Consider the following 26,826-nt stretch of genomic DNA (forward strand, 5'->3'; position numbering starts at 1 on the left):
GGACATCGTTCGGTATCCATGTTTCGGCGGTGTATCTGCGTCGTACTCCCCGCGTTACGTTCTTCTCACATCCGGGGGCGTCCCCGGTCGTTGAGCGAGGCCCGCGGAGCAGTCTCCGTCCTGGGTCGTTGAGCGAGGCCCGCGGAGCGGCCCGAGTCGAAACGTGGTGAGTTTCCGAGATCGACTCCCGACGTTCGTCTCAGTCGACTGCGTCGTCTTCGCTCAACGACCGTGCGCTACCCGTGTCGAGCGCCCGGCGCAGCGCCTCCGCCGCGAACCGTGCCGCTGCGGCCGTCCCGAAGGTGACGTGGAACGCGGGGTCGCTCTCGTAGATGTCGGCCATGCCGAGAACCATCGCCCGAGAGTTCTCGGCATCCCCGGCGTGCGTGGGCGTTCCGGGGATCTCGGCGAACCAGCGCAGGTGCACTGCCGCATGCTCGCGAGCAGCCGGAGCATCCGGTTCGTGTCCTGCCTCGTGCAGCTCTCGCCACCGCGCGACGAGCGCCTCGGTGCGCTGTTTCCATTCGCGCTGCGCACGCAGCGACTTCTCGTGCCACCACTGGTTCGACGCGTCGAAGGCATCGCGCCCCCACCGCTCGACGACCTCCGATTCGTAGTCGTCGTTGAATCCCTGCAGCATCACGTCCATGCGCGGCTCGAGCCCCTGTTCGCGCATCGTCAGAGTGTGCTCGACCGCGGCGATGCGGCGGTCGACCGCATCCCGTTCCGCCGTCAGCTGGGCCAGGTGCGAGCGCAGTGCGGCGACTTCGCTCGTCGGCTGCGCCGGTGCGTCGAGCACCGCGGCGATCTCGGCAAGGCCCATGCCGGTGTCTCGCAGCAGCAGGATGCGCTGCAGCCGCGCGACCGCAGCAGGACCGTAGTAGCGGTAGCCGTTCGATCCGATGCGGTCGGGAGGCAGAAGCCCGATGCGGTGATAGTGCCGCAGGGTACGGTCGGTGATGCCCGCCCGTTCGGCGAGTTCGTTGACGGTCCACTCCATCGAGCGCTCCAAGGATCGGAAGGTGGTCAGGTGGTGCTCGGGTTCACCAACCCGAGCCGAGGCAGAGCGGTGGCCAGGATCTCGGATGCCGAAACGCGCACCGCCTCGGCCGCGCTGCGTCCCGTCGCGTCGCGGTACGCCTCGACGATCCGTGCGCCCGCCGCATACCCCGCACCGGTCGGCAGCCCGACGGGGGTGGAACCGAACAAGCGGGCGGTGGCGTCACCCAGCACCCACGCGGCGAAGTCCTGCATGCCGGTGATGTCGAGTCCGCTCGCGACCTTCGCCAGCACGGCATCGTCGGTGCGGGTCTTCTCGGCGACGAAGTGGGTATAGCCGGCATCGCCGTAGAGCTCGGTCGCGAACACGTCGGCAAGCCCCTCGGACACGACGTGCTCGCCGACCGTCACGGTCGCCGGATTCCACACGACCCCGCCGGGCGAGTAGCGCACGTTGTGGTGCAGCTCGTGCACCGCGATCGCTTCGAGTCGGTCGAGGACCTGAGGGGTGGGCCACAGGGTCAGGCTGATGTATCCGCTGATGCCGCCGAAGCCCGAGAGACCCTGCACCTCATCGATGAAGTGCCGGTTCGTCGGGTCGCCCAGCACCAACAGCACGGTCAAGTCGGGGACGGTCAGGTCGGGGACGGATGCCTCGAGCACGGCGACGCTGTCGTGCAACGCTGTCTCGACCCGACGCCAGGCCTCGGCCGCGATGAGAGCATTCAGCCCGTCGCGCAGCTGATCGATTCCGTCGTCGTCGTCGGCATCAGCATCGAACCCGAAGCTCTGGCGGTGCACGGCCGCCAGGTCGGGCCCGCCGGGGATGAAGTGGTACATGCCGGCCATCGGCTGCCACATCTCGCGGACGAGGTCGTCGCGTGACTCCGGGGGTGCGTCGAGAATGCGGGCGGTCGCTGTCGCGCTGTCGATCAGGGTGAGGGTCATGTCGATCGAGCGTAAACACTGACGCAGGGGCAGGGTCAACCCGTGGGGAGTGACGGACAATGAATCCATGCTGATCGCGATGGCCGGGCTGCCCGGCGCGGGTAAGAGTGCGGTGGCCGGCGAGGTCGCCCGTGCCCTCGGCTGCGCGCTGCTGTCGGTCGACCCGATCGAGGCGGCGATGTGGCGCGCGGGCATCGCCAGAGACCAGCCCACGGGACTCGCGGCATACGTCGTGGCCGAGGATCTTGCGCGCGAGCAGTTGTCGATCGGCAACGACGTCGTCGTTGACGCGGTCAACGACGTCGAAGCGGCGCGCGGTCAGTGGGTGTCACTGGCCGCAGAGCTCGGCCAGCCTCTGGTGTTCATCGAGGTCTTCTGCAGCGACGTTGATGAGCACCGTCGACGGCTTGAGGGCCGTCACCGCGGAATCGTCGGGTTCGCGGAGCCGACGTGGGAGTCGGTCGTCGAACGCCGGGTGGGCTTCGAGACCTGGACCGATGCTCGTCTGCGCGTCGATTCGATGAGGCCGTTGGAGGCGGGCGTCGCGGAAGTGCTCAAGTATGTCGCGAGGGTCGGTCGCGGTGAGCCGATCGCGGCGACCGGGAACGACCGGTAGACGGGCCGCGCGCGGTCAGCCCGCCAGGAGGTCTGCGTACAGCTGGGCAGCCCCCGCAGCATCCAGGGTGAGGATCTTCTCTTCCGCAACGCCCAGCCGGCTCAGTTCGCGCACGAGGTGGAGCGGCACCGTTTTGCGCGGCGCGACGATCTCGGGTGCTCCTCGGTCGGGAACGACGCTGTCGCGGGCGCAGCTCCAGAACTCGTTCGGGGTGACTTCGAGCTGCTGGCGCAGGATGTGCGCCCACATGCGTGCGGAGTAGTCCGTCCTGTCGATCGGGCGCGAGATGCGAGTGCGGAGGATGCGCCCATCCCACAGCCCGAGCTCGTATGTCCGGTGATGGGTGACCGGCTTGCCGGTGGACCCGCGAACGAGGTCCCACTTCTCGGTCGTGCAGAAGTCGTCGTGGTCTTCCCTCGTCGGGGTCGGATGCTTCTCACTCACCGCCGCGCTCGAACCACTCGAGGAGCTCGTCGTCGGAGGAGAGTTTGACGAGCTGCACCAGCGCCCAGTTGTCACGATGGTTGGGCGCGTGCTGCAGGCGGACCTCCCAATCCTCCGCGTACTCACGCAGCGAGTCCGCGAGGTCTGCGAGTGCATCGTCGACCGATGCACCCTCGGAGACGAACGGGCGACCCGACATCAGTGCGATGACGCGTCCGTCCTCCTCGGCGATCTCCACTCGCGGAGTCACCGAGCGGAAGAAGAACTCTCGAAGCCGGTCGGCCTGCATGACCACCGACACGGTGCCGTCGCGCGAGACGGTGACCGATCGACCGCGCTCTGCGGCGTCGAGCACGTCTTTGAAGTGCGTGCGGGCGCTCGAATAGCTGGGGTAGTCGACGACTGCGGGCTGACTCATGAGTTCTTTTCCGGTCACGGTCTGAGGTGAGCGTACGTCACGTACGTGACGTACGCAGTACGATACCCGACGCGGAACACGGAGATCCGGAGGAGGATGCAACTGTGCACAACTCGGCGGGATCCACCCACCGCCCGCATCGAAGGAGATCGGCGAGATGAGACCACTGCGCTATGCGATCAACGTCACGCTCGACGGCTGCGTCCACCACGAGGCAGGCGTTGCCCCCGACGAAGAGCTGATGCAGTTCTGGACGGCCGAGATGCAGCGGGCGGATGCCGTGGTCTACGGCAGAACCACCTACGAGATGATGCAGTCGGCCTGGCGCCGCCCGGCATCCGGGGTGTGGCCCGACTGGATGGAGTCGTGGGAGCATCCGTTCGCGGATGCCCTCGACCGCATCCCGAAGCACGTCGTGTCGAGCACGCTGGATTCCGTCGACTGGAACGCCGAGCTGGTACGCGGCGACCTCGGTGAGGCGGTGCGCGCCCTCAAGGCGCAGCCGGGTGAGGGGCTGTCGGTGGGCGGCGTGACGCTTCCTCTCGCGCTCGCCGAGTGGGGATTGATCGACGAGTACACGTTCGTCGTGCATCCGGTCATCGCGGGGCATGGGCCGCGGTTGCTCGATGGGCTGAGTGAACGGATGCGGTTGGAGTTGGTCGAGCGGCGAGAGTTCGGGTCAGGGGCCGTCGCGAACACCTACCGGACGGACCGGTCGGCCTGACTGCGGCGATACCGTCCGGCTCCGATCCACCCCGCGATGCTCAGCAGCGGGCCTGCGGCGAGCTGAGCCACCGGGTTGCCGAGCGCCTGGATTGCCCGCACCGGACCGAGCGACTCCTCGATCGCCGGCACAGCCCACTCATCGACTCGGGCTTGGTATCGCGCCACGGCCGAGTCGATGTCGGGCTCGGCGATCAGGGCGTCGGCGAGGGCTCCGGCTGAGCGGATGGCGGTCGACCCGGCGCGGCCGCCTGTGGGCGGCATCGCATGAACGGCGTCGCCGATCGCTGTGATGCGGCAGGGCCTCCACGGAAACCGCGGTGCCTCCGGATCGGCGGCGCGGAACGAGACCGCGGCCGTGCGGTCAGGGTCGGTGTCACGGATGACATCCGCCATCCACGGTGTCCACCGGTCGACGAGCGGCAAGGCCATGGCAGCGAGTTCGCCGGACGTGCCGGTCGATGGCGAGTGCGGGTCCGTGCAGCAGGTAGCGCGGGAACCCGGTGCGCCTCGTCAGTGGTGTCGACGCGGCGATGCCGACGAGGCCGGTGTCCGAGCTGGTGTCAGGGGCGAAGGATTGCAGGGTCGCCGAGCGCGCGCCGTCGGCCGCGACGACCAGGTCCGCGTCGACGCGCGATCCGTCCGCGAGAGTCACGGTCGCTCCGCCGCCATGGGTCTGCGCCGACACCACGGTCGACGAGAACCGTACGCGCTCGCCGAGGCCCTCGCTGGGGATCTGACGCAGGGCGCGGCGCTGGCACAGCATTCGGTCCTGTCCGGGTGGTTCGGGCGCCACGACGATCGGCCGCAGGTGCGAATCGGCGATGGTGAACTGCGAGAACGTCTCGGCGCCGTCGGAGACCGAACGGATGCGGTCGACCAGCGGCGCGGGAACGTGCCGCTCGATCACGGCGACCGCCTCGGGCGTGAAGACGATGCGGTAGCCGCCCGTGTCGGCCGAGTTCGCGTCGCGGTCGAGCACGATGACGTCGGCGTGGTCGCGCAGGGCCTGGGCGAGCACGAGTCCGCCGAGGCCGGCCCGCTCACGACGATGCGCATGAGTCCAGCTCGGCAAAGGATCCGCCGTGGAGCGACGCTCCGCCTCCGGCTGTTCGAATGCCAGCATCTAATTGAGAACTCGACCTCTCTCGCCCGGCTGCCTTTTCGCGTTGACGCCCTGCTCAGCGTCGAGGTGGTCGGTCCTGGTTCCGTTGGTCCTGGGCATCGTCGGCTCAGTCGCCCGCAAGCTCGTGCCGAGCCGACCGACGGGTGCTGAACAGCAATCAGTGCCACCAAAGGACGGATAGTGCGGGCCGACATGTGAGCACGCCACTCTTCGAGGCTAGGTGATCAATGCGCTAGTCGGCTGTAGCCGTCGTCCGAAGTGCCGTTTCGCCGTTGCGTGGCCCTCAGGCGCGACTCGCTGTCGTGACGACATATCTAACGATCAGTCGCACGCTTATCGCTGTCGTGTTCTCAATCGCCCGAGGATTTTGTGTGCGAATGTTCTCTCTTGAGGTAGATGGATCTTGAGGCCAGGCCAACGGCCATTGCGCTCTACCTTGGTGACTCTGCGCATGAAGACCTTTGGATCGCCGCGCGGGTTTAACCGTAGGCGCATCTCCATCAAGTCGGTCAGGCCCATGGGGGCGAGGACGCGTAGAGTTCCGCGATCCAGCTGCACGGCGACGGTGCTGGCCGTCTCGGGTGCTCGAGATATCGCCTCCGCAATATCGGCATATGGCGCGTGACCGTTCGGTATGTGCATGCGCGCCTGGTTCTTGATCGACCAGTCCAGATTATTGGCGACCCGAGCCAAGCGCTCGCGGGTCATCTGTTCGGAAGACCCACGAAGGTCATGAGGGTCGAAATAGATGACATCGATCTCACGGAGAGGGCTGAAAGTCTTGAACCCCTGCTTTGAGTCCCACACTGCCTCTCGAACGAAGCTTCCGACAATCCAATATTCTGGCCCAAGGATTGCGCTCACGGTCTGGAGTGCCGCAAGCCGTGTGGTGTCATATTGGAGTATCATGGCAAGCTCGGAAGCGTGTAGAGGAGACGAATCCGAGCTGCTCCCGAAGGAGAGTTCACCGCGCAGTCGCAATGGTAGGCGCCGATCACGCCCCGCCTCATGCTCTTTCTTCTTCTTGGCGTCGTCTTTCGCCTTGCGGTACTCGCGGTCCGTGTTAGGCGGGAGTGCGCCAAGAATTCCTTTGTAACGCTCGCCTGCCAATGCGAGATCATGGTGATCAAGTGTTGCGACTCCTGCATCGTGCAGGGCAACCGCGTCTTCCCAGTCGCGGATGAACTCGGTCAATACCTCGACGGACCTGAAGTGGCGATTTGCACGTTCGCCGTAGCGATAGATCAGGCCGAGGAGCGTCAGAACGAGAATCAGGAGCACGGCCAGGTTGAAAAGCATTTCAAGGATGGTCGTGTTTTCCATGCCTGGGATTAATTCCTTGCGCAGAAAAGGGGCGAGTTTTGATGGCCCCGCAAACCCGAGCACGGTTACGACCGTCGCCACCACCACGGTGACGATCAGGTATGCAATCTCCGCTCGTTGAGTTCGTGATGCCTTGTTCCCGTGAATCTGGCGCAGCACCTGAGATCTTCGCACATACTCAGCCACGCGCTGGCGGGGCACATCTTGACCATCAGCGACGCCGCGCCCGTCAACAACCAATGTCGGAGACCCATCCCTTGTGCATGCTCCGACTCTAGCGGCGCAGCACACGGGGGCTACGGGCTTCTCCGGCGGAGCTGCAGTCGAAAGTAGCATTGAGTGATACTGTCGAGCCCGCGGCAAAGGGTGGGCAGCGACGGCGCACGCGACCTTCAGTGACGGAGGCCGGCAGCCCATCCGTTCATACCTCGAGCCATTGAGCCATTGAGTTTGCTGTCCGCCAACGCACCAGCAGGCATCGAGCGCGGAGTCTTCAACGCCGACGGGCCCAGCGACTGATCTCGCCAGCCTCTTCGCGCAATCGCCCGTCGAGGCAGAGAGGAAAGTTGAGTCCGCGATTGGCGCGGGGCGGCAGGCGAGAACGCCGTCGCATACGACAGGGGATGCAAGGGTCGATACCCTTATCCTCATGCCCCGTCCCCGAAGTGAAGCCGCGCGCCAGTCCGTGCTCGAGGCGATGCGCGCCGCCGTCGTGGGTGGCTCGTACGAGGCTGTGACGATCGAGGGGCTCGCGGAGTCGGCCGGAGTCTCGAAGCAGACGATCTACCGGTGGTGGCCGTCGAAGGCGGCGATCCTCGGTGAGGCGCTGCTCGAAGGTGAGGTGCCTCTCGCGGATGCATCCGTTGCGACGAGCGACGACATCCGAGCCGACCTGCACTCCTGGTTCTCGGCCATGTCTGCCGGACTCGCGCGGCCCGAGGGGGTGGCGCTCGCCCGGGCGCTGATCGCGGTGACCGCGACCGACCATGAACTCGGGCTCGCGCTCAACGAGCGGCTCGCGGCGCCTATTCGCACGTGGGTCGCCGAACGTATCGCGCGCGGACAGGCCGACGGGCAGGTGCGGGCAGACGTGGATGCCGACGCGATCGCCGACCAGCTCATCGCCATGGCCTCGTATGCGGCGCTGATCGGTCAGCCGTTGAGTGCAGAGCGGGTCGAGGAGACGGTGACGCGGTTGCTGCGGGGGATTGCGCGGTAGGGAACGTCTGGTCGGGCGGGGTCGGCGATGGATGCCCTTGCCGTGTACTCGACGCCGAGGACGGGAGCTGAAGATGACATTCGCTGATATCACCGTCGTTCCGGTGGCGACCGAACGCAAGGCCGCGTACCTGGACTTCTCGAAGCGCATGGCCGAGGTGTATCGCGATCATGGGGCGATCAGCGTCGTCGACTACTGGCAGTCGAGCGAGTCAGCCGACCAGTCCGACTTTCACGCGGAGGGGGCGTCGTACGAATCGGGCGAGCTCAGGAGCATCGCCGAGCTGGCGGGCGCGAGCGCTGCGGAGTCGGTCGTGGTCACGGTGACGACCTGGCCGTCGCGCGAGACGCGTGAACGAGGGACCGCTGCCGTCACGCGGGATCCACGCGTGACCGAGACGCTCGATGAGGACCCCGTGTTCGACGGCGGGCGCGTGATCGCTGACAGCTTCGAGATCGCGATGAGCGTTCAACAGAGCGAGTGACGGGCGTCAGTTAGGGGTGCAGTGGGCGACCATCGCGTCGGTCGCCGTGCGCAACTGGGCGGAGGCCGCATCCATGCCGCTGACGTCGCCCGCGACGGCCTTCTCGCCTGCGGCGGCGAACGCGTCGATGCTGGTCGCCCAGTCGTCGCGAAGCGTGACGAACTCTGCGGGACCGTCGATGCCGCGGATCTTCTCGGCCACGGCTCTGACCTCGCCGAGCGCCGCCTGCGCGGCTTCGGGCGTCGGCGAGCTGAAGCTCTCGAGCACACCCGCCACCTGCACCGCCTGACCGGCGACCTGGCCACAGGCCGCGAGGGTCGACGCCTGCGAGCATCCGGAGAGCAGCAGGATGCCGACGGCGAGCGCGGGGAGCTTCTTCATGGGAGTCAGGGTAGCGAGGGGAGATGTGAGGTCTACTGCGAGCCGTGGACCACCCCGACGAAGGTGATGGGCTTGCCCGCGGCCTCTGCGTAGACGATCTCGCGGAGGGTGGATTCGCCGAAGTGCTCGCCGCGGTTCACGACTTCGACGCGGTCGGCCCGGTCGATCCGGCGCAGGTGCAGCTCGCTGAGCGCGGCCTTCTGCTCGTCGGTGATCGGGGTGTCGATTTCGGTCGGCATGAGGACGATGAAGCCGGCGCGTGTCAGTAACTGACTCAGCGCGCGCATGTCGTCGGCGTATTGCATGGAGCCGCAGATGCAGACGATCTCGGGGCGGGTGGGCATGGGGTCAGTCTGTCATCCGCTTCGTGGGTGCCGGGGGACCCGCGGTCTAGGCTCGGCTCATGAGCGAGCCCAGTGCGGAGTCGTCCCTGATCCAGCAGCGCATGGCATTACAGCGCCGCAAGAACTTCGCGCTCTACACGATCGTGTTCTCAACGGTCATGCTCGCAGGATGGGGCGTCGCGATCGCACTCGATCCGAGCGCGCTCTACCGATGGATAAGCCTGGTCATCTTCGGAGCAGGAGTGGGAGTCGGGATCTTCGAGCTGCGCAAGGCGCGTAGAGGGATAGAGGAGTTCGAAGGCCGGCATGGTCGCCATGCCGGCCTCCAAGACTGAGGTGCTTACTGCACCGACCATCCTCCGTCGGATGCGAGCACCGCACCGTTGATGTTCACGGCGTCGTCCGACAGTAGGAAAGCGAACGATGCGGCAGCCTCTCTTCGTGCAATTCACTTGGACTGGCTCCGCCTGACCCCTTAGGAACTGAGCTAGCCCGCCGACTCAATGGAGGTGTGGGATATCTAAAGACCACCTGGGCGACATCTAGAAGTACTCAGGAAATCGCGGATCTGCAATCGCCACATCCTCAGCTGTGTACCCGAGGAGGCCTGCGAGCACAGAGTTCGCGACCCCGCCGCCTGTTCGAGTGACAGCTGAGGCATTCTCGATGCCCGCCGCAGCGAGTTCCTCGGCGGTCGCAAACATCGGCGGTGGCTCCTGGTTTTCCGGGAGCACACGCACACAAACCTGAGCTCGCCCATCGCGGATCCAAAAGGTCGACGCGCCCCATGGGTACCAGCGATCGCTGGACGGTTTCCCCGAATTCAAGAGCACGAGCAATGAGTCGTCCCGATCTCCGAGGCTTTGCTCGAGCAGCCCACCGCGGACTAGCTCGTCCTCAAGATTACGAGCCGTTGTCATTTCGTTCTGAATTCGTTCGGCTAACTCTTTCTCGTCCAGAGGTATCGGAACGCGTGGGAGATCCTTATTGAACTGGCGTCCCTGCTTGATCAGGTCATCGATCGTCTCGACAACGGCCTCGTCGAGTTGAGTTACATCTAGGTGGGCTGTCCACCCAGCTAGTCGCTCCTCGGCCGAGATCAGACCCTGCGCACGCAAGCGCAACTCGATGAGCGGGTCCTCGAACAGCGGGACTTCCGATGCGACCGTGGCAACTACCGTGCGTGCGACGTGAGAGGTGGATATCTCGAAGACGACCGCTTCCATTCGCTCTCCACGAATGTCGACAATGAAACGTCGTCGTCGTTCGATTCCGAGTGCCGCCGCTTCATAGTCGCTCATGGATGACGCCAACCGGTCGGCGGAGACAGCACGTTCGTACAAGAGATCCGCGAACTCGGCCTGGCTCCGGATCATGACGGTTCGACGCTGGCGTTGACGATCCATGATGAGATTCTCAAGGCGAGCGTAGGGGACTCGCGACGCGGGCAGATCTTCGATCCGTTCTACCTGGATGTGATTTCGTGCAGAGGAGGACCGAATCCCCTCCAGGAGCGACGAACGGGCGGCGGTTCGCTCCGTAGCGTCATCAAAGTGCGCGACGACGGAGACAGGCTGATCATCGATTACGAGTACGATTCCTAGCCCGACCTTAGATTGGCTCCGCTGCGAATCCTCGTTCTTGGCGACAGAGTCTCGGAAAGTCGAAGCCAGCTCGGACAGCGTCGATCTCTGCAGAAATACCACTGCGCTGTCGAACCGCCCGAGGATTGGCTTGATGAAAGCCTCGAACGATCTCAAAGCGCGCCCCGGGACAAGCTCCAATCCGAATCGATGCTGGATCTCACCGATCAGCGTGGCGTAAGCGAAACCGCGCGGGATGACCGGTGCGGCAACCGAGACGTATGCATTCGAAGCAAGCTCGATCATGCCGCTGGCCCTCAACGCCTCAAGGTCGGCGATCGGGTCTCCGGTGTAAGAAAACCTGATTGCGGCGTGTGCCGCAATCTCGCGAGTGTGCGCAGCCGGATTTTGATCGGGTTCAATGAGTTCAATCATCGACGCGAGGAGGGCCAATTCATTGGTTTCCGTATTCAGAACACGGGAAACATCTGGATCTAGGTCTTCAGTACCGGCTGCGGCGAGGACCGCGGGTGTGCTCAGGGCGAGCCAAGACTCGACGCCCGACTGTTCGCGCAGACGTTCTTGGAGTGAGTCGAGCACCGTGATCGCAACGGCCTGCCGTTGTTTCGCGGTGAGGCGACTATTCCACAGATAGGCCCGGCGTCGGTCATGAAACCAGGCGACGCCGTCGGGGCGTCGGATGAAGACGCCCTCGTCGACAAGCTTCTGCTCGAAGACCGTTAGCTCCAGACTTGAGAGGCCAAGGAGCCCGGCGAGGTAGTCGTCAGGAGGCGGATCGCTGAATGCTGCGATCTGAATGATTCGCGACTGGAGGCCTGCGCCTACCCGGCGAAACGATTGTTCAAAGACAGACTGGAAGCTCCTCGGCGTTTCGATTGACGAGAGCGAGATGCCTGCCTTCACCAACCGGATCGCATCCTGAACGAACAGCGGGTATCCGTCCGAAATGCGGATCACCTGCGACCATTGGTTTCTCATGACGTTTTCGGCGATGAGCCACGCTTCAACATCTTCACGAGGCAGCGGGCCGAGCTCGTGAGGTTCCGCGTTTCGTCCTTCGAGTAGTCGCTGAAGCTCCTGCCCTTCGGGGTGTTGATCATTCGCAGTGACCACCATGCGGACGTTGCCACCGAGCTCGGTGGCCAACTCCACGAGCAGGTCACGGTCGTCCCGCCCCAGGCGCTCTGCGGCATCCATCCGAAGAACCAGCGTTCTCTCAGTAGCTACTGCGACATCTTGGACTAGGCGCCCGATTTCCTCAGCTGCATCAGCAATCGCGAACGCGGAGAGTTGGTCCTCGAGCAACGCGCGCGGAGAGAGCAGTAATTCGTCGACCACGCTACGAATCAGCGACGTAGCGTCTTTGCCAATCTTGGCCTCAATAATTTCGGTGGCCCTCGAGACGAGCAAACGACCGAGCTCTTTCTTCGCCCCGGTAGCGGCGCGAAGAACAGAGCCCTTCACGCTCTCCCAAACAAGGCGTTGGCGGGTCTCGTCTTCTGAGCTTTGCAGCAGACAGTCCCCTAGAGCACTTGCGATCGCATTCTGCAAAGAGCCAGCGGTGCTTCGAAGAACTTGCACGTCAGAAACCAGCTCAGCTTGTGAGGGAACCGCGCTCAAGCTCTCAAGGAAGGTGGACTTTCCGATTCCAGAGTCGCCGCGGACGAGGACAACACCGGTGCAAGACGACACAGCATCTCGATCCAACTGTCGACCATGTAGCTGCGCGGTCATATGCGAATCCGCCCAGGCGCACCGCCGGTGAGGCCGGGAGTCAATGTCGCTGGTGTGTCTCGGCCACTCGCGAGCGAGCGAGTCCGGGACTGTCCCCCGCTGCCCGAACTGGGCTGGCTCCTGACAGCCTTCTGTGCGCCGCGCACGAGTGCGACACAGGTACGCTTCCTGAGCCCTTCGATGCGGAAGTCGCCGAAACCGGCAACCAAATCTCTGACCATGTCTTCAACCGTAGAGGCGAGAGCAACGAAACCGACAGCACCTATATGAGGAGCTACATCATCGCTCGAAGGAAGGAGCGGGGTGTCCGAGCGTGAGCGGATTATCGAGGACCGCGGTGGTCCCTCGGAGTGTAGTCCGCAACACGAGGTTCGGACTCAAGGGTGTCGTTGTTCAGTTGCAGAAACCCCGAGCCAGGGGAATGCGGCGGATACTGAGGCGGTAATGCGCACGTGATCGCGGTCGGCCTGACTGGAAGATCGCCCCCGCCGTTCGGGCGGCAGGGGCGTAGTCATCGGGCACTCACTGCACCGACCATCCACCATCCGATGCCAGCACCGCACCGTTGATGTTCACCGCGTCGTCCGACAGCAGGAACGTGATCGATGCGGCGAGGTGCTCGGCGGTCGCGACCGTCGGGATCGCCTGCTGGAACGGGGCCAGTCGACCCGAGCCGTACTCCGACATGTTCGGGGGCATCGGGATGCCGGTGGCGACGCCGCCCGGTGCGACGGAGTTCACGCGGATGCCCTTCGGGCCGTACATGAACGCCGCGGACTTCGTGACACCGATGATGCCGTGCTTGCTGGCCGTGTAGGCGTTGCCCGACGCGTTGCCGCGCAGGCCCGCTTCGCTGGCGACGTTGAGGATCGAGCCGCGGCCGGCCTTCTCCATGATCGGAAGCACCGCGCGCATGAGCTTGAACGGGGCGGTTAGGTTGATGGCGATGACGCGGTCCCAGACGGCATCCGTCGTCTCGCCCGCGGGGGAGAAGTCGTCGTTGATGCCAGCGACGTTCGCGAGTGCGTCGATGCGGTCGCCCGCGGCGGTGATGACGGCGTCGATGGCGTCTTGCTTGGTCAGGTCGCCGGCGACGGTGGTGATGTCGGCATCCGGTAGCTCGGCCTTCAGTGAATCGAGCTTGTCGGCGGCGATGTCAGAGGCGATGACACGTCCGCCTTCACGGGCGATGCGGGATGCGGTGGCCTTGCCGATTCCGGATGCTGCGCCAGTGACGATCACGGTCTTGCCGGCGAAGCGTCCGGTGGTGGGCTTCTCGGTCCAGCCCTCGGACTCGTCGGCCTCGGGGATCTCGCCGCCGTTGGCTGCGCGGACGAGGTCGTCGACGACCGACTGCGGGAGTGCGCCCTGGCTCATCGCGACGAGCTGCTGCAGCGGTAGTCCGAGCACGGGGGTGAGGAGCTCGGGGTCGGCACCCGTCTGCTCGAAGAGTGCGCGGATGAGTGGCCCGCCGGTCGGGTCGTTCAGCCAGTCGCCGATGGTGGAGTGTGCGGTGAGGGCCATGAGGTGCTCCTTGAGGCTTGGTTTCGCAACGGTGCGTCTACTTACGGGTAAGCATACGCCTGAGTACGCTCGGAGGGTGCCTCGTCCGCACAGTGAGAAAGCCCGCAGGGCCGTCCTCGACGCGCCGCATACCGCACCCGCCTCCCGCGGATTCGAGTAGCGCAACTGCCTGGAAATCACGAGCCTGATTCCGCAGCAGCTTCGGCTCCCGATACGAAGGTTTGCGAACAAGTATCGTCGCGAACAGTAGACATTCATGCCAGAAGCAGCCATCGATGAGCACAGCCAGCCGCACCTTGGTGAAGGCGATGTCGGCGCGTTTTCGCGCGACGAGCACGCGGGCTCGAAGACGACGCGATATCGATAGCCATCCGGATAAAGCCGTCGACATATCCGGAGATCGGGCTTTGTGCTGGCGCGTTTGTTCGACCTCATTGGAGGTGAGACACCGTCCTAGGAAGCCCTGAAATCGGCTCGCCGTGCGGAGTCAGCTGGCGTCGATGATCGCCTCATTCTCCCGGCCATGATCGAGGACGCGAAAACCGATCCTTCCACGCGGTGCTGATGCGTACGGCATCGCAAGGGAAAAGAGCGTCGCCACGTCGCCCGGATCGAGAGGCGGAGCAGTCTTCGCGGTGTCCATAGCGAAGGTAAGAAGCATCGCCCCACGAGTCGGTGTGCTCATGCGTGCGGCCTCGGAGCCGCCCGGGGCCTTCTTGTTCCCCGCAATCCGTTCGATTGCTGCACGCTGACGGAAGGAGCTGCCCGAGAACCCTCCACGTTCGCGGCGGCTGCGCTTGATGAGCTGAAGCTCATGTCCGTCGATCATCGTCGTTCCGACACCCTTGAGCTCGGGAATAAGGACCATCCAGTCGTGAAGCTTGTCGGTGAGGATGGATTGCCGCATAAATTCCAATGTCGGCTCGAACGAGTAGTTTGGCGTCCATTCGAACTCGCTCAGAGCAGCAATCATCTCCGCGGCGCTGATGAGCGCGGTGCGCCCTTGGAATGTCCTCGTCTTAGGCTCGTCGCCAGCACGGCTTTCGACATACTCAAACTCGATCAGCTCGCTGAGGTTGGCGAGCCACGGCCGTACTGCTTCGAAATGCTTGGCATTGCGCGTAGAAGTACGCTCTGCCTGACGCGGGAAATCCTTCAGCTGGCCGCCATCCCCCTCGAAGTCCAGAACAGCGTTGTACATCTTGTTGGCACCGGTGGGTTTGAGCCAGGGAAGCTGCTGGAACACCAGAGGGGGAACGTCGATCGGCCTGACGAGCGGCCGACCATCCGCATCGGTCCCGGAGAATCGACGCAGTTGATCGCGGAATGCCTCCTCGTCCTGCACGATCGCAGTGAAAGCCTCGTACAGGTCATAATTCTTGCCGCGGGCGTCGGTGATGTTCCGTGCGATGTACAGTCGGACGAGATCCCGGTAACCCTTGCGGTAACCGAACCAGCGGCCCATCTGCATGAGCGTGTCGGCGGCCATCGCGCGGCGCCGATAATACGAGATGGTGAGCCCCTCAACTGTGAAGCCGCGGCTCAGTTTCGCGCCGCCGACCATGACTCGCCAGTAGCGCCCGGAGTTGAAGTCAGCGGCCTTGTACTCGCTGTCCTTGGCGCCGTTGACGATGACGACTGGGCTGCCCTTCGCGGTGATGAGATTGATCGCATCACCGATGTGCCTGGACTTCAGATCGTCGAACGACGACGGAAGCCCAGCGTCCCACTCACTGCGACTCGCATGTACCCGCGCGAAATCGTCTGTGTAGAGTCGACGCAAGCGCGCGAGGCCAGCTGGGCTGCTGTACTCCGCGGATTGCCATACGTCTTCGATCAGTCCGGCGAGCTCGGTGTGGTCGGCCTGCGCGACCGACGAATGGACGAGCATGGTGTGGTGGCGAAATTCAGTGCCAGGGACAGTCTCGCCTCGCCAAAGCTTGATCGCACCACTCAGCACAAATGCGTCGAGCGCGTCTCGGATTTCGCTGCGTTCCTCCTCTTCCGTCGTAGCCTTGAGGTTGCGTACGAAGGCCACTTCATTCGAGTTGGCCGCGGAGGCGATTTCGTCCTCTGGCAGCGGATCCAGATCGTGGAACGCCTTACCGCCCATGTAGGCAGGCGGAGGCTCCAGAGCGATGATGAAATCACTCGGGAAGATATCTTGGCTGTCCTCCGGGGAGACGAATACGTTGGCGAACGGTGTTGCGGTGTACCCGATGTACTGGGCGCGAGGCATCTCTGAGATGATCCGCGAGATCAGTCCGTTGATCGCAGTGCGGTCCTTCTCTTCCTTCGATTTAGATCTCTTTGGATTGGTGGTGTTCACCGAGGCCTGATCCGCCTCATCATCAATGATGAGAACCGGAATCTCCTTGAGGGAGGTGTGGACATCGTGAATATCGCGGAGGAGCTTCTCAAGGACCGACTTGTTCTTCTTCACCACGGCGAGACGAATATCCGTGCTGAAGAGGTTTACCGGGTCGAACAACGGCTTCGTGGGATCCTTCAACTCATTCGAGCTGCGGAAGTCGAGGGTATCGAGACCGGCTTTCAGCAGCTTGTAGTCGCCGGACGCTGAAGTCAGGCGCTTGATCGCGGGAATGTCCGGCCGACGGCTGATGTCGACGCCGTGACGGAGGAACTTGCCGTCCCGCCAATCATCATCGCCGGTTCCGATGTAGTCGACATCGCGGATGGCGTTCGCATCGTGTCGATCGCGCCCTCCGAGGATGTTTTCTTCCCCGACGAGCTCCTTGTCGATGCGGCGCTGGGTCTGTCCACGGAGCAGCTCGAGGGTCCCCGTCAGGACGATCACAAGACGATAGCCCGCATCCATTGCCTTTGCGACGATCCCTGTGAAGTTTGCAGTCTTCCCGCTCTGCACGTATCCGACGACGAGGCCCTTCGACTGGTATGACTGCGCGCCAGCGGGGTCAGCGAGCCTTCCCACGATGTCGTTGGTCGATTCGTCCAGATTCGCGATCGACTCCGGAGCCCAATTGTTCGAGGCGAGGACGCCCCGGTATGCATCCCAGTAGAAGCGGTGGGCGTCCCGGCGCTCCTGCGTGTACCAGGGTTCCCATGGTCCCGGGTTCTCGATCACGATGTCCTTTTGCGCGATGGTCGGGAACTGCTCGTTTAGGCTCTTTCCGGCATCTGCGCCGATACCGAGCCGTGTATATACGAGGATCCTGCGCGCTTCGCTCTTTGAGGGGGTGTCGTCGGTCCAATGCGCCTCGCCGACTGCATCCCATTGCGCGAGGCATGTGTGGGCCGACTTGCGAGCAGGAGCGTTTCCGTCCGCACCGACGATCGCGTCTATGATGGCTGCTTCGTCGGCGCTTTCATCAACGTCATCGAGCCAGGCGTTCACCTTTGAGAGCAGTTTCGACGGCCCCACGTCCCGCATGCCGTCGAAAACGGCGCGGACCGCCTGTTGCAGATTCTGATCGGTCACTTCGTTTCGTTCCTCTCACAGAGATCGCCCAGAGGGGCGGGGGCCGTTGACCATTTGAGATGGCTCACGTCGATACGGTACGACACGCCGCCGACCAGGCTTCTCTGTGGGACGACGGCGTCGAGCATCGTGGATGTGATCGCGGGGAAGTCGTTTTCGACGGCATAGGCCCGAGGAGTACTGCGCAGCTCGAATCTGTCCGTGTAGAGGTCGGCGGCGTCATCCGTCCAACCTGCGCTGAGCAGAGCCCGATCGAACGCCCGACGTCCGAGGTCGAGTCGCGTGCGGATCCGTCCGATCGCGTCGGGGAGCGTGAACGCTGCCGAAGAATCACCAGCGAGCGTGATCTGGATCGAAATGAGGAAGAGTGGACGCTCGAGACTTGGCTGCAGCTGAGTCTCGCTCCCAATAACGTGTACTCGTGCTTCTGATCGCGTCGTCTTCACCTCGGCCTCAAAATGTTCGAGGCCGAAATCGTGTTCCTCGGCCAACGGACCCAACCACGACGTGATCGCGGTGTCCTCGTCGGCGTTGAGCAGGAGATGTTCGAGCACGAGAAGCTCGCCGATGAGCCCGGCTTCTTTTTCGGCGGTGAGACGACGGCGTCCGCTGAGCAGTTCCCTTAGCCCTTCGAGTGATTCGTTCACAGCCATCTGGAACGAGACCCCGCCATCGAGCTGATCGACGATCGACACTATGAGCCCGTAGGCCTCGTAGTGCATATCCCGTGCGTCGATCGTCAGCCGGTACCAGTCGCCGCCGTGCCCGATGATGTTGATGCGCTCGACACCGATCCGTTCGTACCGAGTCACATCCGGTTCCGCCCCGGTCGCCGGACAGATGAGCCGGAGCTGCTGCCGGTTCGGATCGATTTCCAGGGTCGCCCCACGCGAAGTCCCGATGGGAAAGGCTACCTCGGCGCCAGCCGCGAAGTAGTCCTCGATCGTGTCTCGAGTCAGCTCGGGATCAGACATCATCGTCCCTCAGTTCCTTTTCTTGTCGTGCCGTCTCATCGCGCATTGCGGTGGTCAGTAGCTGGTTCCAGGTGTCGATCTCGGCCTTCTCGCGCGCGCCGAACTACGAACCCTCGAAGTAAGTCGAGTAGTGCATCAGCAGCAAAAAGCTGCGCGAAGCGCACGGCGGGGGCCGTCGCCAGCAGTCGGCGAGCCCACTAAAGATGCAGGGCCGACGGATGTACATGCCGAATCGACTTCTCGCGCGCGGACGGCGCATTGATGGCGTCGAGGGGCGGAGCGACCTCGATGAGCTTCTTCTTCGACACGACGCCCCCCTGTAGTGCGGAGGTCGCGGCGCGCGTTCGTTCGCGCACTTCCCCCTGTTGATGTTCCCTTTCTAGCCTATGGCTGAGTCCTTGACTAACGGTCGCAGCCTGAACCGAATGTCGTGCCCGTTCAGTACGATCAGCGGCATGGACGACTTCACCACGGCGGACGGATCAGCACCGGAACGAGTCGTGCTGCAACCGGACGCGTCCGTGCTCGATGCGGTGGGCCGTGGACACACTCTTACATCCGCACTCGCGGATCTGATCGACAACAGCATCGACGCGGGTGCTGGCTCGATCTCCATTATGTTCGTCGTGAAGGACTCGAAGATCCGGTCCATCCGCATCGCCGACGACGGCTGCGGGATGACGGCCGGCCAGCTCGCCGATGCCATGACCATCGGGCGGCGCAGGGAATACGGGACGACGTCGCTCGGTCATTTCGGAGTCGGTCTGAAGGGTGCGTCGTTCAGCCAGGCAAAAGTCCTTTCCGTGTATTCAGCGTCTGGCCACACGCCGCCAGCGGGGATGCGGCTGGCGAAGGGGCAGAGCGGGAACGGCATCGTCGCGGACATCATCGATGCTGAGTCTGCGGCCGGGATACTCCGACGCCGTGGCGTCGGTGCGCCAGGCACACTCGTCGAATGGACGCACCTCGAATCTGTATCCATAGCGACGAACATCCAGGAACGGAGGCGTTGGATCGAAAGGACTATTCTGCAGGTTCGCGATGAACTCGGACTGACCTTCCATCGCCTGCTGGAGGATGGCCGGGTACGGATCGAACTCGTAGAGATGGACGAAGACAGCGGTGAAACTGGTGCCCCTCGCCGAGTCAGGCCGATAGATCCATTTGACTTCGACCGCTGGGGCAGCAACGGTTATCCGCGTCGGCTGAGTGTGCAGTTGCAGGGCGGAGTCGTGATCCACGCGGATCTTTTCGTCCTGGCCCCAGGAGTCGAGAGCGGTCTTATCGGCAGATCGCGCCGCGAAGCACAAGGCTTGTACATCTACCGCCATGGGCGCTTGTTGCAGTCGGGCGGTTGGGGTGGCTTCCGCTTAGACCTCCCTCCGGACCTGCAGTTGGCGAGGATCGCGATCGACCTGGCGGAGGATGCGCTCGACGCGTTCGTCATAAACCCGGAGAAGCGTGGCGTCATCCTCCGCCCGAGCATCGTGCAGGGGCTGGAGCGAGCGGTCACCGACGGGGTGACCTTGCGGGCGTTCTGGGATGCGTGCCGTGATGCATGGACGCAGTCGAAGCGCCGAGAGATCAGGGCCAGACCCTTCGCCCAGCTTGGAGAAGGGGTCCCTTCGGCGCTCAGCGGGATCGTCGAGCAGACCGTAGGAGTGCGCGAGGACGACGACGCTGCCGTGTCGTTCGATTGGAAGCTGCTGGACCATGAACAGCTGTTCGTCTTCGACCCGCCCACCGGGATCATCTGGTTGAACGAGCGGCATCGAACTCGCCTGGAACAGGACGAGGGGAATCTCTCACTAATTAAGACGAGTCTGTTCTTCCTGCTGGAACCGCACGCCGGCAAGGAACGGCTTGCGGCGGCTACTGCGGAGCGGCTCGATGCGATGCAGGCCGGAATGGCTGCGAACGTGATCCCGCAGCGCGAAGCTCAGGAGGGTACGCGCGTGGATCTGCCGATAATCGGCGGCGATCCGGGATTACCGCGAGCGGTGGTCGAGCGCGCTGATCCGGACGAACCCTTGGCAGACCCGCGGGTAGCTCACGTGTACGTGTCGGGCGAAGCCTTGGACGACTTCATGAGAGGTGTTCGCAAGAACGCACTGCTCGAGGCTGAGGAAGAGGTCGCACTTGGTACCGCGATCGAAGCAGGACTCTTCGCACGTGAGCGGCTGCTGCAGCAGCATGGTGGTCGAGTGTTCGACCAGGCGACCCTCGACCTGGCCTTCGTCGAGCGTGAAGGGAAGCGAGCCCAGGACCGGATGGTGCTATCGAACGTCCGTCTCGTCATATCGATTGCGCGGAAGTATCAGTACAACGGGCTCGAGCTCGGCGATCTGATCCAAGAGGGGATCCTCGGACTGATCCATGCCGTGAAGAAGTTCGACTATGCGCAAGGGACGAAGTTCTCCACATACGGCACATGGTGGATCCGTCAAGCGATCACCAGGGCGCTTGCGGATAGAGGACGGATGATCCGGTTTCCGGTTCATATCGTGGAGAAGTTGCCCGAGATCAAGCAACAGTGGAACGAATCAGAGGGCAGTGCAACCGAGCGTCTGCACGCGGTCGCGGAGCAGCGCGCTGAGTCGGTCGGCGCGATTCGGGGGATCGTCAACAACCTCTACGAGCCGTTGTCGCTTGACTCGACTATCGCGGTCAAGGTGGACAGCGGTTCGTGGATGCCCATTCCCGTTGTCGACGTACTCACGGAGAGCGACGCGTTCGGTCCCGAAGAGTGGGCGGAGCGCTTTGACAAGGTACGCCGAGTCAATGATCTGCTGAGCGCATTGAGTGACCGCGAACAAGCAGTGATGCGGAAGCGATTCGGAATGGAAGACGGGGTCCCGCAGACACTGGATCAGATCGGTGATGCATTCGGCGTCACCCGGGAGCGGATCCGACAGATCGAGAAGAAGGCGATCGAGTCGATGCGTCGTTCTGCGGGGATCCTTCCACAGCAGAGCGAGGCGAGGGGCGCACGAAAGTCCAGAGACAAGGAGGTCGCTCCTGGGCGCGCTGCCGCGCCGAGAGTAATCAAGGGAGAAGCGGGAGAGGAAGCGCCAGTTCGTTTCGATGCCGCAGCGGAGGCCGCTCCGGCGGCGGAGCACACCGCGGTCCCTTGGCCGACGATGGTCAGAGTGTTCGGTCTCTATAGCGACGGATGGTCGATTGCGAGCATTGCCGATGCCGTCGACACCGCGGCCGACGACATCGCAGCGGCGCTTGCACGATGCGTGTTTGATCTCGACGAGGGCGACGTGCGGCCGCTGGCGAGTGAACACGCGCGCACGGCACTCGGCGAGCCTGAACGAGACCGCATTCATCAACTGCTCACGCAGGGGCTGACGCTGCGTGCAGTCGGCGATGTGACCGACATCCCTCTTCTGCTGATGGCATGGTCGATCCTCGACAGCGACGAGCGACCCCGACTGACGCGCCGCATGCTGAGTGCGATGCGGCCCCAGGAGGATGCGGCACACCTTGCTCGCGCCTCCGAGCTCAGCTGACCCGCACGGATACAATTCGAAACCGTGAGTACTATCCGCGTCATCGACCTCTTCGCAGGAGCCGGCGGGCTCACCGCAGGTTTCAAGCAGGCGTCGGCGCGCTTTACGACCGTGCGTGCAGTCGAGTGGGATCAGGCAGCCGCCGCCTCCTATGCTGCGACATTCGGCGAGGGGATCGTCTTCCCGGGGAGCATCCAGGACTGGTTGGAGAAGGAGGAGGTGCCGTCTGCGGATCTGATCGTGGGCGGACCGCCGTGCCAGGGATTCTCGACGCTCGGCAAACGGGACGCGGAGGACGAGCGCAACTCGCTGTGGCGCGAGTACATGGCGACGATCTTGAAGGCGCGACCGAAGTACTTCGTGGTCGAGAACGTCGCGGCATTCGCGAAGTCTCCGCAATACCGATTGTTCCTGGCGGAGACTCAACCCGGTGGTGAGCTCGAGGACTACACGTTCCAGCACCGGGTTCTGAACGCCGCCGACTACGGCGCACCACAGGCGCGCAAGCGGACAGTGATCATCGGGCACCTCCGCACTCTGGAGTTCCCAGGCTGGCCGGATCTCACGCACGAAGGAGCGCACAAGAGCGTCGAAGCGGCCTTTATTGAGGCGCAGATCCCGACGGACGTCGCGGGCATCGACTTCGTCGACGACCGCATGACCGAGTTCGAAGGCAAGCGCTTCGCGGGGCCGTTCGTGCGTGATGAGCTCCACCTGGGCCGGCGCTACACGCAACTGTCACTCGACCGATTCGCCACCATCGGGCCCGGTGGCAATCGCTTCGACATCGCGGAGAAGCGCCCGGATCTGCTTCCGAGATGTTGGGTGCACCACACTTCGGGTTCTGCGGACGTGATGGGACGGTTGCGGTGGAAGGACCCGGCGGTAACGATCCGCACCGAGTTCTTCAAGCCGGAGAAGGGGCGCTATCTCCACCCTGCCGCGGACCGTGCGATCACCCACTTCGAGGCGGCCGTTCTCCAGGGGTTCCCGCCCGAGCATAAGTTCGTGGGGTCGAAGACTGCGATCGCGAAGCAAATCGGCAATGCGGTGCCTATCCCTCTCGGCGAGGCGATCGCTCGAAAGCTGCTGGAGAGCTTCTGAGACCTACCGCTATGTTGTGACCATGGCGGAACGTAACGATCTCAAGGTCTGGGTTGTCGAGGCTCTTCGTCAACTCGGCGGAGCGGGAACAATTGTTCAGGTGTGCCAGCGCGTCTGGCAGATGCATGAGTCAGAATTGCGAGCCTCAGGAGATCTGTTCTTCACGTGGCAGTACGACATCCGGTGGGCGGCGCAGTACCTGCGCAACGTGGGCGTGCTCGTTGCCGTCGACAACAGCAGGACGAAGGACTGGTCGCTCAGCAGTGTCGGGAGGGCGATCGAGCTCGACGAAATATTCGCACCTTCTTCCCGAGCTGGCTCGAAGCGGCGATGACTCTATGGCGATTCCGCATGACAAGGAGATACAGGAAGCGCTTCTCCATCACCTCGCGAGATCGAACGATCACAGGTCGCACGCCCAGGAATGTTATGAGGCTTTGGCTCTCCTATTCCCAGAACTGACGATTGAGGAGAAGAAGGATCGATACAGATCGAGCATCAGCAAGTGGGCGAACAGAGTGCAGTTTGCTCGCCTCCATCTCGTCAATGGAGGCTACTTGTTCCGTGCTGGCGACGGGCCGTCACCAACTCGGGGGGTATGGATCCTGACGAGTGCTGGAGCGGAACGAGCAGGGCTCACTGCAGATTGACCGCACCTATGCTTACGCCAGTGCACCGGTCACGATCGAAGACATGCGAACAAAGGAGATCGAGTGTTCCTTCTCGATGACATTCTCGTGGCGAGCGCCAGCGATCTGACCCTCCCTTCGAACTGTGTCTTCGTGTCCCTGCGGAAGCCCGATGTGCTGCGGCGCCGGGCGGAGAAGATCGAGGCGGAGCACGATGCGTGAAATCGGAGCCTTGAGCCACGAGTCGCAGCGTTTGGCCTGGGAGCTTGCAGCGGCTCAGGTCAGGATGCGTCCATGGCTGACAATCAGCTGGATCGCACGACCGAAAGAAGGCTGGCATCTTGTGGTGCACGACGGTGCGACCGGCCCGGCCCTGCATTTTGACGACGAGGCAGGCCCGACCTTTGCCGGAAAGGCGGGCGTGCTCTCACTCGACTGGGACGATTTCGCCCAGACGGGTGACGCCTTCGGCTGGGCGGATGAGTGGGGCCCTGGTGCCCTACATTCAGAGACGACGCCGAAGATCGCCGTTTATGAGTTGCTGAGTGCATTCGTCACACGTGGCCCGGCGTGGTCGGTCCGGCCAGCGCGTTTTATCAAAAGTGACGAATCGCTCTCGGTATATACCCTTCTAGAAGCGTTTCCAACGGTCGATTCCGCGGTGGATTCGTACCTTGGCATGCTCGAAGTCCAGTTCCGCGAGGGGGAGCTGGCGGATCATATCGAGCACTGGCACGAACCACTGTGGCTTGTCGAAAAGGCAGGTGTTCCAGTCGCGCTGCTTGATGAATCCGGCCAACTGCACGTCTCGTCCACGGCGAACACCGAGCCGTCAGTGGTCGAGGTCCTACATGCCCTTTCCGAGCACGAACGAGAGGTCGCTCGACTTGCGGATGTGATCGCTGCAGCCCTCGGGAACGGCGATGCTTCCACGGGAGGGTCTGCCTCCGATTCCGCAGAATCTCCACACCGGACGGGCTGGCGGAAACTGCGTGTCTACATCGACTTCGGCTCGATCATGGCGCAGTCCGACTGGGGTGCGATTCGGCGCGCACGCGAGAGCGGCTTGCGGATCGAGGACACCAAGGTTCTGCGGGAGGTAGGTCGAGCGTTCGCCGACGCCTTCGGGCAGGAGTGGTGGTCTATAGGGCTTCCGGGTGCCATCGCTGGCGGTGTCGAGTGGACCTTATGCCTGGGCGACATTGACATTGGTGGGTCACGTGCGGATCTCCTTTACCTAGCGGGGTCTGATTCCTTCACGGGATACTTCTTCACTGGCGGTCGGTTGCTGATAGATCGACTGGGTGCTATGGACTGCGACATCTTCGTCACTCGTGGCATGGCCGCGCGTGACGAGGACGGCACTTCCGAGGTGATACAAGTCGGTTCGCGAGCTTTCGAGGACTGGCATGCCGTTGCGAGCCATATCCGGGAGTGCGTTCGTCGGTGATCTCGCGTACGCGAGAACGATGACGTCAGTGCTGGGGATGCGCGAAAGTGTCGAGGCCATTGAGGGTGCTTTCCGGGTTTTGGAGGAGCCGATGTCGGAGCCAGCCTTTGCGATCGCGGAGCCGCCACCTATGCGCTGCAGAGCCGCGGCAGACCGCAGCAAGAACGTGCTGGCGCTCCGGATACTTCGTCAGCGACGCCCTGACCTCACTCGGCACCGCGCTAGGTGGGCTTCGCCGCACGGTTTCTCGGTGCGGCACTCCGAGGCGGTTCCGACCGAAGATGTCCGCTCACCTGCGTCATCACCCGCGCAAGCATCTCCACATCCTCCGCGTTGAGCGACTCGAACAGATGCGTCTTCACGGCCTCAATGTGCCCGGGGAACACCTTCGCCAGCACGTCCCGCCCTTCATCCGTGATCGCGACGATGGTGCTGCGCTCATCCTCCGGTGACGGCCCGCGCGTTACGAGCCCACGCTCCTCCAACGACTGCGCCTGATACGTCAGCCCACTCCGGCTGTACACGACCCCATCCGCAAGGTCCGTCATCCGTTGTGACCCACCCGGAGCGTCGCCGAGCCGCGCGAGCAGCTGGAACTGCACATAGCTGAGCTTGCCGACGTCGCGCAGCTGCTTCTCGACCGCATGCCGCAGCAGGCTGCTCACCTCGGTGAAGGCGAAGTAGGCCGCGAGCTCCGTTGGGGAGAGCTGAGGGGGTGGTGTGCTCATGGATCCAGTATACGTGTTGCTTCGAATTCGAAGCAGTGCCACCTTCAACCTATTGCTTCGAATTCGAAGCCACTGACGAGAGGAAAGATCATAAAGGCAGTACGGTTCCACGAAGTGGGCGGCCCCGAGGTTCTGCAGTACGAGGAGATTGACCAGCCCATCCCGGGTGCCGGTCAGGTGCGGCTGCGGGTCGCCGCATCCGCGTTCAGCGCCGCCGACAACGGCATGCGAGCGGGATTCCTGCCCATCCCGGTCGTGCTCCCGCACATCCCCGGATACGACGTGTCAGGAACGATCGACGCCCTGGGCGACGGAGTCGATGGCTTCGCGGCGGGCGACGCCGTGATCGCGTTCCTGCCGATGGCGACCGACGGCGGAGCGGCGGAGTACGTCATCGCCCCGGCGGATGCGCTCGTCGCCGCACCGACAAGCGTGCCGCTCGCGGATGCTGCAGCCCTGCCGTCCGTCGCGCTGACCGCGCGTCAGGCGCTCTTCGACGACGGCGGCTTGGAGGCAGGGCGGCGAGTGCTCATCGTGGGTGCAGGCGGAGTCGTGGGCAAGTACGCGATCGCCCTGGCGAAGCGTGCGGGCGCCTACGTCATCGCGACGGCCAGCCCGCGGAGTGCGGATGCCGTGCACGCGGCGGGTGCCAACGAGATCATCGACCACACCAAGACCGATGTCCTGGATGTCGTCACCGACCAGGTCGACCTCCTGCTCAACCTTGCTCCGATCGAGCCGGACGAGTTCACCGCATTGGTGCGACTCGTGCGTGACGGGGGAGTCGTGGTGAGCACCACCGCCTGGATGGCGGCACCGGATGATGCTGAGCGTGGGGTGACGTCTGTGGTTGTGTTTGTTCGGAGTGATGCGGAGAAGCTCGCGGAGCTTGTGTCGCTGGTCGATAACGGAGCGCTCACTTTGGAGGTCACCCGTCGCATCCCGCTGACCGAGCTGCCAGCGCTGCACGCGGAAGCGACTGAGGGGCCGATCTCGGGCAAGGTGATCGTGATTCCGTGATGCCCGAGTCGCTGGCGCGATTAATCCTTACCCCTGGGAGCGTGGGGCCGTGTCGC

27 protein-coding genes and 1 pseudogene are annotated in these 26,826 nt (G+C 63.6%); 12 read left to right on the forward strand and 16 right to left on the reverse strand.

Annotation, left to right across the window (positions count from 1 at the left end; genetic code table 11):
• Window positions 1-199: 199 nt before the first annotated feature.
• Window positions 200-1,000: a MerR family transcriptional regulator gene (locus IXW21_RS04075; protein ID WP_194762993.1), complete on the reverse strand. Its 801-nt coding sequence runs from the start codon at window positions 998-1,000 to the stop codon at window positions 200-202.
• A gap of 26 nt (window positions 1,001-1,026) precedes the next feature.
• Window positions 1,027-1,947 carry a DUF2268 domain-containing protein gene (locus tag IXW21_RS04080; RefSeq protein WP_194762994.1) on the reverse strand — a complete coding sequence of 307 codons (921 nt, stop codon included), beginning with the start codon at window positions 1,945-1,947 and terminating at the stop codon, window positions 1,027-1,029.
• Between the two features lie 67 nt (window positions 1,948-2,014).
• Between IXW21_RS04080 and IXW21_RS04085 the strand changes: the two genes are divergently transcribed.
• Window positions 2,015-2,563, forward strand: a complete 549-nt coding sequence (locus tag IXW21_RS04085) for an AAA family ATPase (protein WP_194762995.1) — start codon at window positions 2,015-2,017, stop codon at window positions 2,561-2,563.
• Window positions 2,564-2,578: 15 nt separating this feature from the next.
• Here IXW21_RS04085 and IXW21_RS04090 read toward each other — a convergent pair whose 3' ends face one another.
• The gene (locus IXW21_RS04090; protein ID WP_194762996.1) at window positions 2,579-3,007 is read right to left on the reverse strand and encodes a cytotoxic translational repressor of toxin-antitoxin stability system; all 429 of its coding nucleotides are present in this window, start codon (window positions 3,005-3,007) and stop codon (window positions 2,579-2,581) included.
• Window positions 3,000-3,425 (reverse strand): type II toxin-antitoxin system prevent-host-death family antitoxin, encoded by a 426-nt coding sequence (locus IXW21_RS04095; protein ID WP_194762997.1) that lies wholly within the window; start codon window positions 3,423-3,425, stop codon window positions 3,000-3,002. Before IXW21_RS04095 ends, IXW21_RS04090 begins: the two co-directional genes overlap by 8 nt.
• Before the next feature lie 157 nt (window positions 3,426-3,582).
• Here IXW21_RS04095 and IXW21_RS04100 point away from each other — a divergent pair, with 157 nt between their 5' ends.
• Window positions 3,583-4,149 carry a dihydrofolate reductase family protein gene (locus tag IXW21_RS04100; RefSeq protein ID WP_194762998.1) on the forward strand — a complete coding sequence of 189 codons (567 nt, stop codon included), beginning with the start codon at window positions 3,583-3,585 and terminating at the stop codon, window positions 4,147-4,149.
• Here the strand turns inward: IXW21_RS04100 and IXW21_RS04105 are convergent.
• The 3 genes from IXW21_RS04105 to IXW21_RS04115 all read right to left on the reverse strand — a co-directional run bounded on the left by IXW21_RS04105 (window position 4,125) and on the right by IXW21_RS04115 (window position 6,756).
• Complete coding sequence (locus IXW21_RS04105; RefSeq protein ID WP_194762999.1) at window positions 4,125-4,544, reverse strand: FAD-dependent monooxygenase; 420 nt, start codon at window positions 4,542-4,544, stop codon at window positions 4,125-4,127. The two genes, IXW21_RS04100 and IXW21_RS04105, sit on opposite strands and share 25 nt — an antisense overlap.
• Window positions 4,525-5,274: an FAD-dependent oxidoreductase gene (locus IXW21_RS04110; RefSeq protein ID WP_194763000.1), complete on the reverse strand. Its 750-nt coding sequence runs from the start codon at window positions 5,272-5,274 to the stop codon at window positions 4,525-4,527. The genes IXW21_RS04105 and IXW21_RS04110 overlap by 20 nt, the downstream gene beginning before the upstream one ends.
• Window positions 5,275-5,607: 333 nt before the next feature.
• Window positions 5,608-6,756, reverse strand: a complete 1,149-nt coding sequence (locus IXW21_RS04115; RefSeq protein ID WP_194763001.1) for a nucleotidyltransferase family protein — start codon at window positions 6,754-6,756, stop codon at window positions 5,608-5,610.
• A 490-nt stretch (window positions 6,757-7,246) separates the two neighbouring features.
• On the opposite strand from IXW21_RS04115, the gene IXW21_RS04120 reads away from it, so the two are divergent.
• On the forward strand, window positions 7,247-7,816 hold the full coding sequence (locus tag IXW21_RS04120; protein WP_228528158.1) for a TetR/AcrR family transcriptional regulator: 570 nt from the start codon (window positions 7,247-7,249) through the stop codon (window positions 7,814-7,816).
• Between the two features lie 73 nt (window positions 7,817-7,889).
• Complete coding sequence (locus IXW21_RS04125; protein WP_194763002.1) at window positions 7,890-8,300, forward strand: DUF1428 domain-containing protein; 411 nt, start codon at window positions 7,890-7,892, stop codon at window positions 8,298-8,300.
• A gap of 6 nt (window positions 8,301-8,306) precedes the next feature.
• Here IXW21_RS04125 and IXW21_RS04130 read toward each other — a convergent pair whose 3' ends face one another.
• Window positions 8,307-8,681 carry a hypothetical protein gene (locus IXW21_RS04130; protein WP_194763003.1) on the reverse strand — a complete coding sequence of 125 codons (375 nt, stop codon included), beginning with the start codon at window positions 8,679-8,681 and terminating at the stop codon, window positions 8,307-8,309.
• Window positions 8,682-8,713: 32 nt separating this feature from the next.
• Complete coding sequence (locus IXW21_RS04135; RefSeq protein WP_194763004.1) at window positions 8,714-9,025, reverse strand: hypothetical protein; 312 nt, start codon at window positions 9,023-9,025, stop codon at window positions 8,714-8,716.
• Between the two features lie 59 nt (window positions 9,026-9,084).
• On the opposite strand from IXW21_RS04135, the gene IXW21_RS04140 reads away from it, so the two are divergent.
• Window positions 9,085-9,360, forward strand: coding sequence for a hypothetical protein (locus IXW21_RS04140; RefSeq protein WP_194763005.1), 276 nt, complete (start codon window positions 9,085-9,087; stop codon window positions 9,358-9,360).
• A gap of 5 nt (window positions 9,361-9,365) precedes the next feature.
• Here the strand turns inward: IXW21_RS04140 and IXW21_RS18645 are convergent.
• The 6 genes and pseudogenes from IXW21_RS18645 to IXW21_RS18530 form a co-directional block, all read right to left on the reverse strand.
• Window positions 9,366-9,461: pseudogene (locus tag IXW21_RS18645) on the reverse strand (short-chain dehydrogenase); the annotation flags it as partial.
• Window positions 9,462-9,567: 106 nt separating this feature from the next.
• Entirely contained in the window at window positions 9,568-12,363 is a 2,796-nt protein-coding gene (locus IXW21_RS04145; protein ID WP_194763006.1) for a hypothetical protein, read from the reverse strand.
• A 522-nt stretch (window positions 12,364-12,885) separates the two neighbouring features.
• On the reverse strand, window positions 12,886-13,887 hold the full coding sequence (locus tag IXW21_RS04150) for an SDR family NAD(P)-dependent oxidoreductase (protein WP_194763007.1): 1,002 nt from the start codon (window positions 13,885-13,887) through the stop codon (window positions 12,886-12,888).
• 487 nt (window positions 13,888-14,374) lie between these two features.
• Window positions 14,375-17,347, reverse strand: a complete 2,973-nt coding sequence (locus IXW21_RS18525; protein ID WP_194763009.1) for a Z1 domain-containing protein — start codon at window positions 17,345-17,347, stop codon at window positions 14,375-14,377.
• Window positions 17,344-18,321, reverse strand: a complete 978-nt coding sequence (locus IXW21_RS04165) for a PD-(D/E)XK motif protein (protein ID WP_194763010.1) — start codon at window positions 18,319-18,321, stop codon at window positions 17,344-17,346. Before IXW21_RS04165 ends, IXW21_RS18525 begins: the two co-directional genes overlap by 4 nt.
• Window positions 18,322-18,518: 197 nt before the next feature.
• Window positions 18,519-18,677 (reverse strand): DUF1156 domain-containing protein, encoded by a 159-nt coding sequence (locus IXW21_RS18530; protein WP_323742161.1) that lies wholly within the window; start codon window positions 18,675-18,677, stop codon window positions 18,519-18,521.
• Between the two features lie 99 nt (window positions 18,678-18,776).
• Here IXW21_RS18530 and IXW21_RS04175 point away from each other — a divergent pair, with 99 nt between their 5' ends.
• From IXW21_RS04175 to IXW21_RS04200, 6 genes are all read left to right on the forward strand, one after another.
• Complete coding sequence (locus IXW21_RS04175) at window positions 18,777-21,839, forward strand: sigma-70 family RNA polymerase sigma factor (protein ID WP_194763011.1); 3,063 nt, start codon at window positions 18,777-18,779, stop codon at window positions 21,837-21,839.
• 24 nt (window positions 21,840-21,863) lie between these two features.
• A complete protein-coding gene (locus IXW21_RS04180) occupies window positions 21,864-22,943 on the forward strand; it encodes a DNA cytosine methyltransferase (protein WP_194763012.1) in 1,080 nt (359 codons plus the stop codon).
• A 22-nt stretch (window positions 22,944-22,965) separates the two neighbouring features.
• Window positions 22,966-23,277, forward strand: coding sequence for a hypothetical protein (locus IXW21_RS04185; RefSeq protein ID WP_228528159.1), 312 nt, complete (start codon window positions 22,966-22,968; stop codon window positions 23,275-23,277).
• 4 nt (window positions 23,278-23,281) lie between these two features.
• Window positions 23,282-23,593 (forward strand): winged helix-turn-helix domain-containing protein, encoded by a 312-nt coding sequence (locus IXW21_RS18650; protein ID WP_194763013.1) that lies wholly within the window; start codon window positions 23,282-23,284, stop codon window positions 23,591-23,593.
• Between the two features lie 63 nt (window positions 23,594-23,656).
• The gene (locus IXW21_RS04195; RefSeq protein ID WP_194763014.1) at window positions 23,657-23,794 is read left to right on the forward strand and encodes a hypothetical protein; all 138 of its coding nucleotides are present in this window, start codon (window positions 23,657-23,659) and stop codon (window positions 23,792-23,794) included.
• The gene (locus IXW21_RS04200) at window positions 23,787-25,022 is read left to right on the forward strand and encodes a hypothetical protein (protein ID WP_194763015.1); all 1,236 of its coding nucleotides are present in this window, start codon (window positions 23,787-23,789) and stop codon (window positions 25,020-25,022) included. The genes IXW21_RS04195 and IXW21_RS04200 overlap by 8 nt, the downstream gene beginning before the upstream one ends.
• A gap of 221 nt (window positions 25,023-25,243) precedes the next feature.
• Here IXW21_RS04200 and IXW21_RS04205 read toward each other — a convergent pair whose 3' ends face one another.
• Window positions 25,244-25,750: a MarR family winged helix-turn-helix transcriptional regulator gene (locus tag IXW21_RS04205; RefSeq protein ID WP_194763016.1), complete on the reverse strand. Its 507-nt coding sequence runs from the start codon at window positions 25,748-25,750 to the stop codon at window positions 25,244-25,246.
• A 90-nt stretch (window positions 25,751-25,840) separates the two neighbouring features.
• On the opposite strand from IXW21_RS04205, the gene IXW21_RS04210 reads away from it, so the two are divergent.
• Window positions 25,841-26,770, forward strand: coding sequence for an NADP-dependent oxidoreductase (locus IXW21_RS04210; RefSeq protein ID WP_194763203.1), 930 nt, complete (start codon window positions 25,841-25,843; stop codon window positions 26,768-26,770).
• Window positions 26,771-26,826 lie beyond the last annotated feature (56 nt).

The organism is Microbacterium sp. UFMG61, assembly GCF_015354505.1.
Lineage (GTDB): Bacteria > Actinomycetota > Actinomycetes > Actinomycetales > Microbacteriaceae > Microbacterium.